Here is a 12,568-nt window from a genome sequence, read left to right as displayed (position 1 = left end):
GCGAGGAATCAATGACGATGTTCGCGGGTAACCCCGGCATCGTATTGCGCGACGATCTGTTTCCACCCGGCGGCGGACAGGGCGGTGTCGGTCAGTTTCGGTGGCGCTTGCAGACCCGCATCACGATTGAGCCAGATATCCGGTGCAGCCTTGTCATCGGCGGTTACGCGCATCAGAAACGAACCGGCGACGGCGGGTGTCTGGCTATGGCCGAAGTAGGCGCTGTCCGCGAGTATTTGCCAGGCATGGCCGCCACGGCTGATCGCGCTGACGTCCTGAGCAAACGGGGCGAAACCTTCATCGGCCAGGCCTTGTGGGGACGGCAGGGTTTTCTGTTCTTCGCGCAGCAACTGGATTTCGTCCAGCGTCACGCGCAGATCGGCATAAATGCCCTGCTCGGCGGCGCTGAGGTCGCGCCGGGCATCGAACTGATGGCTGGCAACGGGCTCCGGTTCGTGGGAAACCCTGCGCCATGCCACCACGGAACCTGCTATCGCGAGGATCAGCAGGCACAGCAGCAAGACGTTGAGGGTTTCATGGCCGGCTCCAGCCGGGCGCACAACTTGGGTGGTTGGCGTACTCATGGTGCCTCGATGTCCGCTTGGTCGATTTCCACGACGTGCCCCGGACCGGCATCGAACAGTACGTAGAACTCGGTGCCGGGTTTCTTGAAGGTCAGGGTCGAGTCGCTACCGAGTTTGCCCGGCACCAGAATCGTCTCGTCGTAGCCGATCACGTCGAGGGTTACCCCCGGCGCGCCGCTGCCGTCGGAGAAACCGCCGGTGCATTTGATCTGCTCGGCATCAATGGCTTTGCACTCGCACATCGGGTTGTGCGCCAGGGCGCCGGCGCTGAAGCCGGCGCACAGTACCAGCAGCGCGGCCCTCAGTCGCAGACGGGAAGGGCGTTGAGCGGGGCTCATGGGTTGGCTCCTTGTTTGTTCAGCCAGGCAATGGTGGCGGGGGAGGCCTGGCTCAGGGGAATCGAGGCCTGATGCATGCTGCCGTCCCAGCCCTCCAGGGTGATCCACAGTTCGGCGTCAGCTTTGGTTTTTTCCGGGATCGGCAGTTGTGTGCCCATTCGGTAAGGCGTACCGAAGAAGATCACGCCGGCTGCACGCAGGCTGCGCGGCTTGCCGATGCGCAGATAGGTGGCCTTGACCTGTTCGATACAGGTCTCGCAGAGGGCCGCGCTAAAACTCTTCATATAGCCGGCCGGCCCCGTGAGGATGGGGGCTTCATTGCGAAGTTCGGCCAATCGCAGGCTCCAGGGCCCGACCTGGATATCACCGATCTCGTGCTGACCCAGGCCACTGTCGCCGCGAAACAATGAGGCATCGGCGAAGTATTTGGGCATGAAGCCCAGGGGGATCAACAACAGCAGAACATTGATGTGAAACCGCCACTTGTGCCAGAAGCGAGACAGTCGGGATGGCCGCTTGATCAAGGTTGACTTGCTCACAGGCTGGCCTGCGAAGGTTCACGGCTCATGGCCGCTTGCGCCTTGATGCGGGTTTTCTTGTCCTCGCGCTTCAGCGCGTTGGCGGTCGCCAGCGCGGTACGCTTGGTCCAGATCAGCAGGCCACTGAGCACCATCATGCTCAGTAGCAGGCCGAAGAAAAACCAGATCAGCTTGATCCAGATTCCGCCGAAGTCACCGGTGTGCAGCGGGCGCATGGATTCGGTTACGAACTCCAGCGAGGAGCGATCGGACAGTAACCGTAAAGCGGCCAGGTCACCGTTGTACGGGTTGAGCGTCGCGGTCTGGAACATCAATGGATACCAGCCGCGACCGCCGACGCTCATGTGGCTGTAGGCGTTACCCGGCAGGCTGACAAAACTGGCTTGCAGCCCCGGAATCTTCTGTTGAGCGATCTCGATGGCGTGATCCAGGCTGATATGTGGCGGCGGCGTGCCTGTTGCTGAAACGGGTACGCTTTCTCGGGACATGGCCGGGATGATCGGTTCGCTGGAGATGGAAATCTGGTTATCAAACAGAATCGCCCGGATCAGGAACCAGATGCCGGTAATGGAAATGACCGCAATGAACCAGATCGACCAGATGCCGCACAGTCGATGGAAGTCGCCCCAGAAGATGCGTGCTCCGTGGCGCACACGCAGGGTCGGACGCAGAAAACCTTTCCAGAAGCGCTTGTAGACCACCAGTCCGGTCATCAACGAGACCAGCATGGGCACGCCCAGAAACGACACCAGATACCACCCCCAACTGAAACCGTTGGTGAATGGCACCAGCCACCAGCCATGCAGGGCGCGGGTGAAAGCCTTGAAGTCGAAGGCGGGCGCAGTGCCCTGAATGACGCCGGTGTACGGGTTGACGTAGACCGTCAGTGAGCGCCCGTCGGGGTAGCTGACTTCGACATCAAGGGCAAAGTGTGATTCGTCCGGACGGCTGATGCTTTGCACCAGTGTCTGGGGCTCGGCCTTTTTGATCGCAGCCAGAATCTGGTCGTAGCTGAGCAGCGGGGCATCGTTTGAGGGCTGGCTGGCGCGCATTTGCGGGTTGGCCAGCCAGACAATCTCCTGGCTGACGACCGCCAGCGTGCCTGTGACACAGACGATCAGGACAAAAAACCAGATGGGCAATGCAAGCCAGCTATGTGCCAGGAACCACAGTTTGGAGCGGGATTTCTTCGACATGATTACGCGTCTTGATTCGGTGAAAGGTCGCGTGACTACGGGCTTCGTAGTTGGCGTCCCTGAAAGGCGCAGTCGTGGCTTTTGCCTACGCGAAAGGCCTGTATCCCTATAAGACGGATGAGCGAAGCAAATCCCGATAAACGATATGAAAGTAAATGTTTCGCAATTCTCCGGATGATCCAGAACTGCTCTTGGGGATCTCGGTAAGTAGCGCTGGCAGGTGAAGCAACCGCGCCAAACAACCCTGTGAGAGCGGGCTTACTCGTGAGGAGGCCAGACCTGCCACGCAAAAATCTAACCCTGACTGAACATCTCCATTGCCCGCTGCCTGATTTGCTCCTCTGTCAGATCCTCCTTGCGTGTGGCCAGAAACCACAAATGCCCATAGGGATCCTTCAACGTGCCGCTGCGATCACCGTAAAACTGGTCCTTGACCTCGGACACCGTCGTCGCCCCGGCGTCCAGCGCCCGTTGAAATGATTTGTCGACATCAGTCACATACAGATGCAAACCGACCGATACCGCTTTGTCGGGGCTGCTCAGTGGCCCTTGATCACACGGCGAGCCGAGCATGATTGCGCTGTCGCCGATACGCAGTTCCGCGTGGCCGATGCCGCCATCGGGCATGGCCAGGCGCATGACTTCGGTGGCACCGAAGGCTTTCTTATAGAAATCGATGGCCTCGGCGGCCTTTTGGATGCCCAGGTATGGGGTAATGCTGTGATACCCCTCCGGGATGGGTTTGACGCTCATGACGTTCTCCCTGATTTTTATTCGAAGAGATGTGGCTCCACCCCACAGGTGGAAAATTCACTATAGAACTGTCCTTGCGGCGAGGATTTTTGCCCGACGAGCAGCACCCCATATCCGTATTAGAGAAAGTGCGGCCCGGGGCCTTGTTCTCCCAGCACATCGCCCTGATTGCGCAGCGGACAAGCCTCCATCGACAGGCAGCCACAACCAATGCAGCCATTGAGTCGGTCGCGCAGCAGCGTCAGTTGGTTGATCCGCTCATCCAGTTCGCGCTGCCACTGCTGCGACAGGATCTTCCAGTCCGCCGCGGTCGGGGCACGATCATCCGGCAGGATTTTCAATGCCTCGCCAATCTCCGCCAGCGTAATGCCCAGGCGCTGTGCAACCTTGATCAGCGCTACCCGCCGTAGCACTGCGCGTGGATAACGCCGCTGATTTCCGCCATTGCGCTGGCTTTTGATCAACCCCTTGGCTTCATAAAAGTGCAGGGCGGTGACTGCAACGCCGCTGCGGGCCGCGACTTCACCCACGCTTAATGGCTTGTGTAGGTTTTCTTTGGTGATCATCTGAAACAGCTCTTGACCTTGACTTAACTAGAGGTTTTACCCTGCGATCCTTCGAGTCGCAAGATTCGTCATACAGATACGAGGGGGCTTTTCATGCAAGCATCAGCGAAAAATCGTAGCTTCACCCAGTTGATCGAATTCGAGATCGAACCTCGGCAGCAAACGGCACTGGTCTTGGCGTTGTCGGTGCAAACCGAGCGTCTGGCCCTGCGCTACGAGGGGTTTGTCAGCGCCAGTGTGCAGGCCAGCGACGATGGCCGGCGGGTGTTGAGTTTTCTGCAATGGCAGAGCCGCGAGGCCGGGGAGGCGGCATTCAGCAGTTTCGAGAATGGTGAGCAGGATTTTTGGCAGTTGATCCGCGCCCATCAAGCGAAAACCGTCACGTTCAATTCGTTCCAGGTGCTGAGCAGCATCGCCCGCAGTCATGACGATGCACTGCACTGCCATCTGGTCGGGTAGATCGAAAACCGGATCAGCCATTTGCGGGGAAATGGTCAAATTCTGATAGCCACTATCGAGAGCGTTGATTTTTGCTCGAGCGCGGCCGGGCGTAGCCTTTGTCCATCGACTCCACACTGCTTGCCAGGACGCTCCCCATGAATCGTTTACTGACCCTTTCGCTGTTGCTCGTGGTTTCCGTGCTTGCCGGATGTGCCACCCATGTCTCCCCGGAACAACGTCCCTACACCCCCGAAGAAACCCGTGAGTTGGCGATGGAGGCCCTCAATCGCAGTGGTTTGTCCTTTGACGAATATCACGCGAAAAAAGCCTTGTTGCTTGGCCAGTCACCCAAAGCATTTGGTTTCGATAAACAAGGCGAAATGAGCGCCGAGCGTGCCGTACAGCTGCATGGCCGCTCAAGCTGAAAGGCAACTGTACTGCTTGAAGTTTTACCTAACTGTCCGTGGGTTTACTGGGCTGCGTGGGATAGGGTCAACATCTGAATGACCTTGATGGATTGCCCACCATGACCCTCTCGCTTGATCTTCTGCTGGGCTTTGCCCTGTTTGCCCTTGTCACCTCGATTACGCCGGGGCCGAACAACACCATGTTGCTGGCATCGGGGGTAAATTTCGGTTTCAACCGTACTATCCCGCACATGCTCGGCATCACCTGCGGCTTCTTTGTTCTGGTGGTGGCGGTGGGTTTTGGTTTGGGCGCGGTATTTCAGAACTATCCGATTCTTTATACGGTGCTGCGCTACGTCGGTGCCGTATATCTGCTGTATCTGGCGTGGAAAATCGCGCGCTCCGGGCCTGTCGGTGACAGCGCGCAAGGCGAAGGCAAGCCGATCAGCTATCTGGGTGCTGCAGCGTTCCAGTGGGTCAATCCCAAGGCGTGGATCATGGCCATCGGTGCCATCAGTACCTACACGCCGATGCAGGGTTATTTCACCAATGTGCTGGTGATCGCCGCCGTGTTCGCCATCATCAATCTACCGAGCGTCGGCGTCTGGGCCGCGTGCGGTACGCTATTGCGCAATGTGCTGAAGGATCCGCGCTGGTTGCGTGTTTTCAACTGGGGAATGGCCACGTTGCTGTTGATTTCGCTGTACCCGTTACTTCTCGAAAGCTTTAGCTGACGCATTGCTTCAATCGCCGGCCCGATGCCTGTTAAGCTCGGCTTCAGGAGCGTTCCTACGCACTTTTAAATGAAGTTGTTCTTCTTTAACGGCATCCGATCAGGTATTGATGACGCTCTCCAACCGACGCGCAGCTCACGAGGCTGCGCTGTGCCGTTTGCAGACACGAGCCTCCTGATCCCGGAACACGCTCTGCGAGTCTTTTATGAACACACGTCCGTTGTATTTCGATTACGCCGCCACCACACCGGTGGACGAGCGTGTCATCCAGGTGATGATCGAATGTCTGGGGTTTCACGGTAACTTCGGCAACCCGGCTTCCAGCTCCCACGCGTTCGGCCAGCAGGCCCGGAAAACGGTCGAGCAGGCTCGCCGGCAAGTCGCCGAACTGGTGGGTGCGCAAGCCGGACAGATCGTCTGGACCTCCGGTGCCACCGAGTCCAATAACCTCGCCCTCAAAGGCGTGGCCCAAGCGCGCGGTGTGCCGGGCGGCCACATCATTACCAGCCAGATCGAACACAAAGCCGTCCTCGATACCGCCCGCCAATTGCAGGACGCCGGCATCGCCGTGACCTATCTTGTGCCGGACACCGACGGCCTGATCACGCCGCAGGCTGTCAGCGAAGCGATGCGCGATGACACCTTTCTGGTGTCACTGATGCTGGTCAACAACGAACTCGGCACGGTCAACGACATCCCCGCCATCGGCGAGGTCGTGCGTGGCCGCCAAGCACTGTTCCATGTCGATGCGGCTCAAGGTGCCGGAAAAGTGGCAATCGATCTGGCGCAGTGGCCGGTCGATCTGATGTCGTTTTCGGCGCACAAGCTATACGGTCCCAAAGGCATCGGCGCCCTGTATGTCGGCCCGCGGGCGCAGCAACGTTTGCAGGCGCAGATCCATGGCGGCGGCCACGAGGGAGGGCTTCGTTCCGGGACTCTGGCGACCCACCAGATTGCCGGTATGGGCGCGGCGTTTGCCTTGGCTGCAGCCTCCTTTGATGAAGAGAAGACGTCCATCGTCGCGCTGCGCGAGCGTCTGCTCGAACCACTGCTGAGCTTGCCGGGCGTCAATCTCAACGGCAGCGCGAGCCACCGTATCCCGCACACCTTGAGCCTGACCTTCGGCGAAGGCGAGTTCAACAGCGCGGCGCTGAGCCATTCGATGGCGTTTTCCGCAACCTCGGCCTGCAACTCGGCAAGCAACGCGCCGTCCCATGTGCTGTTGGCGTTGGGGCATGACGCACGTCTAGCCGAACGCACTATTCGCTTGAGCCTTGGCCGTTTTACAACGGCCGAGGATATCGACAAGGCCGTAGAATTGATCAAAACCGCCTGCGCCAGTGCTCCGGCATTCTGGGCGACAGGTCTTTAACCAGCCGACCTAACGGCTACGAATAATAACGATGAAGTGATTGGCAGGAGACATGATGAGTAACCAGACCTCGACCGAAGGATCGGTGCCCCAGCGCCTTGCGCAGACCCGCGAACTGATGCGCCGCGAAGGCATTCATGCGTTGTTGGTGCCGTCGGCCGACCCGCATTTGTCGGAATATCTGCCGGGTTACTGGCAAGGCCGGCAATGGCTTTCTGGCTTCCACGGCTCGGTCGGGACTTTGATTGTCACCGCAGATTTCGCCGGCGTCTGGGCTGACAGTCGTTACTGGGAGCAGGCGACCAAGGAACTCAAGGGTAGCGGTATCGAACTGGTCAAGTTGCAACCGGGTCAGCCGAGTCCGTTGGACTGGCTGGCCGAGCAGACGCCGCAAGGTAGTGTGGTTGCCGTCGATGGTGCAGTAATGGCTGTGGCTTCGGCGCGCACCTTGAGCTGTAAACTTGAAGCACGCGGCGCTCGACTGCGTACCGATATCGATTTGCTGAAGGAAGTCTGGAGCGATCGGCCGAGTCTGCCGAATGCCCCGATCTATCAGCATCTGCCGCCACAGGCGACTGTCAGCCGTGTCGACAAGCTGGGCAAACTTCGCGAAACCATGCAGGAGCGCGGAGCAGACTGGCATTTCATCGCCACCCTCGACGACATTGCATGGTTGTTTAATCTGCGTGGCGGCGATGTTTCGTTCAACCCGGTGTTTGTTTCCTTCGCGTTGATCAATCAACAGCAAGCCACGCTGTTCGTGGCCTTGAGCAAGGTTGATGCAGGTTTGCGCGCAGTGCTCGAAAAAGATGGCGTGACGCTGCGCGATTACAGCGAAGTGGCTGACGCCTTGCGCGCTGTGCCGAATGGCGCCAGCCTGCTGGTGGATCCGGCGCGAGTCACCAGCGGTCTGCTGGATAACCTCGACAGCGGCGTGAAACTGGTCGAAGGCTTGAACCCGACCACGCTGGCCAAATCGCAAAAAAGCGAAGCCGATGCTCAGCACATTCGCAAAGCAATGGAGCAGGATGGCGCAGCGTTGTGCGAATTTTTCGCCTGGCTGGAGTCGGCCTGGGGCCGAGAACGCATCACCGAATTGACCATCGACGAGAAACTCACCGCTGCCCGTGAACGTCGTCCTGATTATGTTTCGCTGAGTTTCAACACCATTGCTGCGTTCAATGCCAATGGCGCGATGCCGCATTATCACGCCACCGAAGAAGAACACGCGGTGATCGAGGGCGATGGTCTGCTGCTGATCGACTCCGGTGGTCAGTACCTGGGCGGCACGACCGATATCACAAGGATGGTGCCGGTCGGTACGCCGACTGAAGAACAGAAACGCGATTGCACGCGCGTTTTGAAAGGCGTGATTGCACTGTCGCGAGCGCAGTTTCCGAAAGGCATTCTGTCGCCGCTGCTTGATGCCATCGCTCGTGCGCCAATCTGGGCTGAGAGCGTGGATTACGGTCATGGTACCGGTCACGGCGTAGGCTATTTCCTAAACGTTCACGAGGGCCCGCAAGTCATTGCCTATCAAGCGGCGCCGGCACCGCAGACGGCGATGCAGCCAGGGATGATCACGTCCATCGAGCCTGGCACTTATCGTCCGGGTCGTTGGGGCGTGCGTATCGAGAACCTGGCGATGAACCGTGAGGCGGGCAGCAGTGAATTCGGCGAATTCCTCAAGTTTGAAACCTTGACGCTGTGCCCGATCGACACTCGGTGCCTGGAGCCTGCGTTGCTGACGCAGGAAGAGAAACAGTGGTTCAACACCTATCATGCCCAAGTGCGTGAGCGTCTGAGCCCGTTGCTCGATGGTGCGGCGCTGGAATGGCTGAACACTCGCACTATCGCTATCTGATCGACCGCAACTCAGGCGCTGATACCAGCGCCTGAGTCACAGCTTCCTCTAGGGTTGGCGCAGCACTTCTTCGACAAAGTCGAGGCGATCCTGGCCAAAGAACATCTGATTGCCAATAAACATGCTCGGCGCGCCGAAAACTCCGCGCTTAACCGCTGTTTCCGTATTTTCCTTAAGAACGGCTTTGACGGTTTCGTCGTTGGTCAGCGCCAGTACTTCTTGTGGATCGAAACCGTGTTCGCTCAACACCGCTGCGACAGTTGCTGGTTCATCCAGGCTGCGGCCTTCTACCCAAAGTGCGCAAAACAGGCAATCAATTAAGGCCTGGAAACGATTTGGCTGACGCAGTTGAACACCTGTCACGGCGCGCATCAGTGTCAGCGTATTGATGGGGAAGTGTGGGTTGAACCTCAGGGCGACACCATAGCGTTTGGCATAGCGATCCAGATCCTGAAACATATAGCGACCTTTTGCCGGAATCATTGCCGGGGAGTCGTTACCGGTGGCTTTGAATACGCCGCCCAGCAGCATAGGGGTGTAGATCAGCTCACTGTTGGTCGCGGCGCATATCTTCGGCAACTGGGTATAGGCGAGGTAAGTGGCAGGGCTGCCGAGGTCAAAATAGAACTCCACGGTTTTGCTCATCATCGCTGAACGCTCTTTATTGTTATGGAGGGGGATTACCAGCGCTCGTTCCAAGGGCGCAGGTCCAGCTCAAACGTCCACGCATCCCGTGGCTGACTGTGCAGATACCAATAGTTTTCGGCAATGTGTTCGGGGTTGAGAATACCGTCCTGATCCTTGGAGGCGTACTTCTCGGGAAAGCTGTTGCGGATGAAATCGGTATCGATGGCGCCATCGACCACTACATGCGTGACGTGAATGTTCATCGGCCCCAATTCACGCGCCATGCTCTGTGCCAGAGCGCGGATACCGTGTTTGGCACCCGCGAACGCGGCGAAACCCGACGCCCCGCGAAGTCCGGCGGTCGCGCCCGTGAAGAGAATGCTGCCACGTTGACGGGTAACCATGCGTTTGGCCACTTCGCGAGCATTGAGGAAACCTGAAAAACAGGCCATTTCCCAGATCTTGAAGTACTTGCGAGCGGTTTCCTCGAGGATGCTGCACGGCACGTTCGCGCCGATGTTGAATACGAAGGCTTCAATCGGACCGACGCGAGTTTCGATGTCTTCGATCAGTGCAATGACGTCTTCCTCCTTGCGCGCGTCGCAGCCGAAGCCGTGGGCTTCGCCACCCTCGGCCCGAATGGCCTCCACCAACGGCTGCAATTTATCGGCGTTGCGCCGCGTGACGCAGGCGATGAGTCCTTCCCTGGCAAAGCGCTTTGCAATCGCGCCGCCCGTCGCATCGCCAGCGCCGACAACCAATACGACCTTCTTGTTATTCATGGGTAGCCCCTTTATTAAACGATCGTTAAGTGAACGAACGTTATGCTAGGATCCAGGCAACGTCAAGGCAGCCAGTTCGAGAGCAAACATATGCGTTACTCCGCCAGTCACAAACTGCAAACCCGGGAAAAACTATTGCAGAGCAGTGCGCTGTCAGCCAAGCGATCCGGGTTTTCCACGGTTGGCGTCGATGGCTTGATGAAAGCCATTGGCTTGAGTGGTGCGGCGTTTTACAGCCACTTCTCGTCCAAGGATGCGTTGTTCTCTGCCATCGTCGAGCGAGAGTTGGGTCAGAGCCTTGAGCGACTGGGCGGGCAGGGCACGCAGGATCGTGAGCGACTGGAACGCTGTCTCAAGCACTATTTGAGTATGGCCCACGTTGAACAGCCAGAATCCGGCTGTGCCTTGCCTGCGTTAGGGGCGGAAATCGCACGTTCGGATATTCAGGTGCGTGAACAGGCAGAGTTGTGGATATGTCAGCTTCAAGAGCGTTGGGCGCAGATACTTGAGAGCGACAGTCTGGCATGGTCGGTCCTGTCGCAGTGTGTGGGGGCGCTGGTGGTGGCGCGTATGCTGGCCACGCCGGACATTCAGCGAGCGGTGCTCAAGTCCAGTCACAACGAGATTGGACGCCAGATCGCTACACGGCCGTGATCTATTTACAGATGACGATCATGCTGCGACTTGTGTAGCCAGCGGGGTTGAGGCCAAACGGATAGTCGCCTGGCTCTTCCACGGCATCCCCCGATTTGGCGATAACCCTGTAGCCTTTCGGAGCGCAGGAAGTAGCTGCGCTGGTATAGCAACGATCCCAAGAGGACGAGAGTCCCGAACAGTTGATGTGCAGTCCTTTCTTGCCGTGCTTTACCGAAGTTTTCGACGTTGCCGCGCAGCCAGTGACTGCGAGTACGGCTACCAGTATCAAAATTCGCTTCATTACTGTCCTTATAGCTAGCAGCCACGAGTCTCTCGCTCGGGTCTGCCTGTATTCGCTCGCACTCTAAGCGTTTCGATATCCCTATCCGAAAAAATCCATATCTGGCACTGAGTTAAGGGGTTAAACATGGCCTAAATGAACGCCAATTGCCAGACCTTCGTCAAATCCTGTTTCAATCTGCCGCAATGACAGGCTTGGCCGCGCTACCCATAGTCATGGTTGCGCCGACGGAAGCCAGGATAATGCACAGGATCGCCAGCCATTGTGACAGTGTGAGGTATTCCTGCAGGAACAGCAGTCCCGACAACGCTCCGAACGCGGGTTCGATGCTCATTAATGTACCGAAGGTGCGTGCAGGCATACGCGTGAGTGCGACCATTTCCAGCGTGTAGGGAAGGGCGGTGGACAGGATGGCAACGCCAATGGCAATCGGGATCAGCGATGGCGTCAGTAGAGCTGCTCCGGCATGCACGATACCTATGGGGGCCACAAACAGGGCTGCGATCATCACGCCTAACGCAGCGGTTGTAACACCGTTGTCGGCACCGGCCTTCTGACCGAACAGGATGTAAAGCGCCCAGCAGACGCCGGCACCTAAAGCATACCCGGCGCCGACCCCATCGATGCCTGCGGTTGTTGCCCCTGTGGGTATCAACAGCAGCAGTCCGGTTGCTGCCAGGCCGATCCATAGAAAATCGATGGCGCGACGGGATGCATATATGGCTACAGCCAGCGGACCGGTGAATTCGAGAGCAACGGCGATTCCCAGCGGAACTGTGCGCAAAGACATATAGAAGAGGAAGTTCATGCCGCCCAATGCCATGCCGTAGACGATCACTGTGCGCAACGACTTGGTGGTTAGCTTCGCTCGCCATGGGCGTAGCAATAACAACATGATCACGCTCGCGAAGAGCAAGCGCAGGGTGGTTGTTCCTTGGGCGCCAACCACCGGAAACATGCTTTTGGCCAGAGAGGCCCCGGACTGGATCGATGCCATGGCTATCAAAAGCAGGCCAACCGGGAACAGCATGGAGGCAAGAGAGCGGGGTTGGTCGTTCATCGTGCGGCATCGTCCAAAGTGAGAGCGGGGGTATTGTTTTAGGTGTTGGGCAATATACTGCGCATTCACTGTCGCTTCGTCTATATATAAGCGGCTCTTTCCGTCAACCTATAGAAAAGCGAAATTAATGGTTGACGGCGAATTCCAGACGTCTATAATGCGCCCCACTTCCGGCGCAGTCGAAACGGAAAACTCCTTGAGATTCAACGAGTTATGAGGTTTTCGGCAGCAAGCTGCTTCGGTTCATCGAAGCCAGAAAGAAGTTGAAAAAGAGGTGTTGACAGCAGCGTGTAACGCTGTAGAATTCGCCTCCCGCTGACGAGAGATCGAAGGCGCAAGTGGTTGAAGTTGTTGAAGAATTCTTCGAA

Annotated in this window: 16 protein-coding genes; 6 read left to right on the top strand and 10 right to left on the bottom strand. The window is 57.9% G+C overall.

Going from position 1 to position 12,568, the window contains the following annotated elements:
- Positions 1–8: 8 nt before the first annotated feature.
- From AACY50_RS12115 to soxR, 6 genes are all read right to left on the bottom strand, one after another.
- Entirely contained in the window at positions 9–584 is a 576-nt protein-coding gene (locus tag AACY50_RS12115; protein ID WP_339464773.1) for a DUF6162 family protein, read from the bottom strand.
- Positions 581–922 (bottom strand): hypothetical protein, encoded by a 342-nt coding sequence (locus tag AACY50_RS12110; RefSeq protein WP_339431252.1) that lies wholly within the window; start codon positions 920–922, stop codon positions 581–583. The genes AACY50_RS12115 and AACY50_RS12110 overlap by 4 nt, the downstream gene beginning before the upstream one ends.
- Entirely contained in the window at positions 919–1,461 is a 543-nt protein-coding gene (locus AACY50_RS12105; RefSeq protein ID WP_339431253.1) for a thiamine pyrophosphate-binding protein, read from the bottom strand. Before AACY50_RS12105 ends, AACY50_RS12110 begins: the two co-directional genes overlap by 4 nt.
- Positions 1,458–2,657 carry a PepSY-associated TM helix domain-containing protein gene (locus tag AACY50_RS12100; protein ID WP_339538608.1) on the bottom strand — a complete coding sequence of 400 codons (1,200 nt, stop codon included), beginning with the start codon at positions 2,655–2,657 and terminating at the stop codon, positions 1,458–1,460. The genes AACY50_RS12105 and AACY50_RS12100 overlap by 4 nt, the downstream gene beginning before the upstream one ends.
- 294 nt (positions 2,658–2,951) lie before the next feature.
- Positions 2,952–3,410: a VOC family protein gene (locus AACY50_RS12095; protein WP_339431255.1), complete on the bottom strand. Its 459-nt coding sequence runs from the start codon at positions 3,408–3,410 to the stop codon at positions 2,952–2,954.
- Positions 3,411–3,529: 119 nt separating this feature from the next.
- Positions 3,530–3,976 (bottom strand): redox-sensitive transcriptional activator SoxR, encoded by a 447-nt coding sequence (gene soxR, locus AACY50_RS12090; RefSeq protein WP_339431256.1) that lies wholly within the window; start codon positions 3,974–3,976, stop codon positions 3,530–3,532.
- A 93-nt stretch (positions 3,977–4,069) separates the two neighbouring features.
- Here soxR and AACY50_RS12085 point away from each other — a divergent pair, with 93 nt between their 5' ends.
- From AACY50_RS12085 to AACY50_RS12065, 5 genes are all read left to right on the top strand, one after another.
- Positions 4,070–4,435: an antibiotic biosynthesis monooxygenase gene (locus AACY50_RS12085; RefSeq protein WP_339431257.1), complete on the top strand. Its 366-nt coding sequence runs from the start codon at positions 4,070–4,072 to the stop codon at positions 4,433–4,435.
- 137 nt (positions 4,436–4,572) lie between these two features.
- The gene (locus AACY50_RS12080) at positions 4,573–4,842 is read left to right on the top strand and encodes a hypothetical protein (RefSeq protein WP_339431258.1); all 270 of its coding nucleotides are present in this window, start codon (positions 4,573–4,575) and stop codon (positions 4,840–4,842) included.
- Positions 4,843–4,943: 101 nt separating this feature from the next.
- Positions 4,944–5,558: a LysE family translocator gene (locus AACY50_RS12075; protein WP_339431259.1), complete on the top strand. Its 615-nt coding sequence runs from the start codon at positions 4,944–4,946 to the stop codon at positions 5,556–5,558.
- Positions 5,559–5,763: 205 nt separating this feature from the next.
- The gene (locus tag AACY50_RS12070; RefSeq protein ID WP_339431260.1) at positions 5,764–6,930 is read left to right on the top strand and encodes an aminotransferase class V-fold PLP-dependent enzyme; all 1,167 of its coding nucleotides are present in this window, start codon (positions 5,764–5,766) and stop codon (positions 6,928–6,930) included.
- Positions 6,931–6,985: 55 nt separating this feature from the next.
- Positions 6,986–8,794, top strand: coding sequence for an aminopeptidase P family protein (locus AACY50_RS12065; protein ID WP_339538607.1), 1,809 nt, complete (start codon positions 6,986–6,988; stop codon positions 8,792–8,794).
- Between the two features lie 48 nt (positions 8,795–8,842).
- On the opposite strand, the gene AACY50_RS12060 is transcribed toward AACY50_RS12065, so the two are convergent.
- A complete protein-coding gene (locus AACY50_RS12060) occupies positions 8,843–9,439 on the bottom strand; it encodes a 2-hydroxychromene-2-carboxylate isomerase (protein ID WP_339538633.1) in 597 nt (198 codons plus the stop codon).
- A gap of 35 nt (positions 9,440–9,474) precedes the next feature.
- Positions 9,475–10,203 carry an SDR family oxidoreductase gene (locus tag AACY50_RS12055; protein WP_339538606.1) on the bottom strand — a complete coding sequence of 243 codons (729 nt, stop codon included), beginning with the start codon at positions 10,201–10,203 and terminating at the stop codon, positions 9,475–9,477.
- Between the two features lie 90 nt (positions 10,204–10,293).
- Between AACY50_RS12055 and AACY50_RS12050 the strand changes: the two genes are divergently transcribed.
- Positions 10,294–10,857 carry a TetR/AcrR family transcriptional regulator gene (locus AACY50_RS12050; protein ID WP_339431263.1) on the top strand — a complete coding sequence of 188 codons (564 nt, stop codon included), beginning with the start codon at positions 10,294–10,296 and terminating at the stop codon, positions 10,855–10,857.
- A gap of 1 nt (position 10,858) precedes the next feature.
- On the opposite strand, the gene AACY50_RS12045 is transcribed toward AACY50_RS12050, so the two are convergent.
- Together AACY50_RS12045 and rhtA are read right to left on the bottom strand one after the other, a co-directional pair.
- Entirely contained in the window at positions 10,859–11,140 is a 282-nt protein-coding gene (locus AACY50_RS12045; RefSeq protein ID WP_339431264.1) for a hypothetical protein, read from the bottom strand.
- A 172-nt stretch (positions 11,141–11,312) separates the two neighbouring features.
- On the bottom strand, positions 11,313–12,200 hold the full coding sequence (gene rhtA / locus AACY50_RS12040; RefSeq protein ID WP_339431265.1) for a threonine/homoserine exporter RhtA: 888 nt from the start codon (positions 12,198–12,200) through the stop codon (positions 11,313–11,315).
- Between the last annotated feature and the right edge of the window lie 368 nt (positions 12,201–12,568).

It is taken from the genome of Pseudomonas sp. RA_15y_Pfl2_54, assembly GCF_963971015.1.
Classification (GTDB): Bacteria; Pseudomonadota; Gammaproteobacteria; order Pseudomonadales; family Pseudomonadaceae; genus Aquipseudomonas; species Aquipseudomonas baetica_A.
Note: the sequence above shows the minus strand (reverse complement) of the source record. Positions and strands in the feature narration are given on the sequence as shown.

What these genes read in the sequence shown, in the direction of transcription:
- AACY50_RS12055 (WP_339538606.1), bottom strand. Translation starts at nt 10,203, where the DNA reads ATGAATAACAAGAAGGTCGTATTGGTTGTCGGCGCTGGCGATGCGACG.
- AACY50_RS12095 (WP_339431255.1), bottom strand. Translation starts at nt 3,410, where the DNA reads ATGAGCGTCAAACCCATCCCGGAGGGGTATCACAGCATTACCCCATAC.
- AACY50_RS12065 (WP_339538607.1), top strand. Translation starts at nt 6,986, where the DNA reads ATGAGTAACCAGACCTCGACCGAAGGATCGGTGCCCCAGCGCCTTGCG.
- soxR (WP_339431256.1), bottom strand. Translation starts at nt 3,976, where the DNA reads ATGATCACCAAAGAAAACCTACACAAGCCATTAAGCGTGGGTGAAGTC.
- rhtA (WP_339431265.1), bottom strand. Translation starts at nt 12,200, where the DNA reads ATGAACGACCAACCCCGCTCTCTTGCCTCCATGCTGTTCCCGGTTGGC.
- AACY50_RS12050 (WP_339431263.1), top strand. Translation starts at nt 10,294, where the DNA reads ATGCGTTACTCCGCCAGTCACAAACTGCAAACCCGGGAAAAACTATTG.
- AACY50_RS12070 (WP_339431260.1), top strand. Translation starts at nt 5,764, where the DNA reads ATGAACACACGTCCGTTGTATTTCGATTACGCCGCCACCACACCGGTG.
- AACY50_RS12080 (WP_339431258.1), top strand. Translation starts at nt 4,573, where the DNA reads ATGAATCGTTTACTGACCCTTTCGCTGTTGCTCGTGGTTTCCGTGCTT.
- AACY50_RS12100 (WP_339538608.1), bottom strand. Translation starts at nt 2,657, where the DNA reads ATGTCGAAGAAATCCCGCTCCAAACTGTGGTTCCTGGCACATAGCTGG.
- AACY50_RS12115 (WP_339464773.1), bottom strand. Translation starts at nt 584, where the DNA reads ATGAGTACGCCAACCACCCAAGTTGTGCGCCCGGCTGGAGCCGGCCAT.
- AACY50_RS12075 (WP_339431259.1), top strand. Translation starts at nt 4,944, where the DNA reads ATGACCCTCTCGCTTGATCTTCTGCTGGGCTTTGCCCTGTTTGCCCTT.
- AACY50_RS12110 (WP_339431252.1), bottom strand. Translation starts at nt 922, where the DNA reads ATGAGCCCCGCTCAACGCCCTTCCCGTCTGCGACTGAGGGCCGCGCTG.
- AACY50_RS12060 (WP_339538633.1), bottom strand. Translation starts at nt 9,439, where the DNA reads ATGAGCAAAACCGTGGAGTTCTATTTTGACCTCGGCAGCCCTGCCACT.
- AACY50_RS12085 (WP_339431257.1), top strand. Translation starts at nt 4,070, where the DNA reads ATGCAAGCATCAGCGAAAAATCGTAGCTTCACCCAGTTGATCGAATTC.
- AACY50_RS12045 (WP_339431264.1), bottom strand. Translation starts at nt 11,140, where the DNA reads ATGAAGCGAATTTTGATACTGGTAGCCGTACTCGCAGTCACTGGCTGC.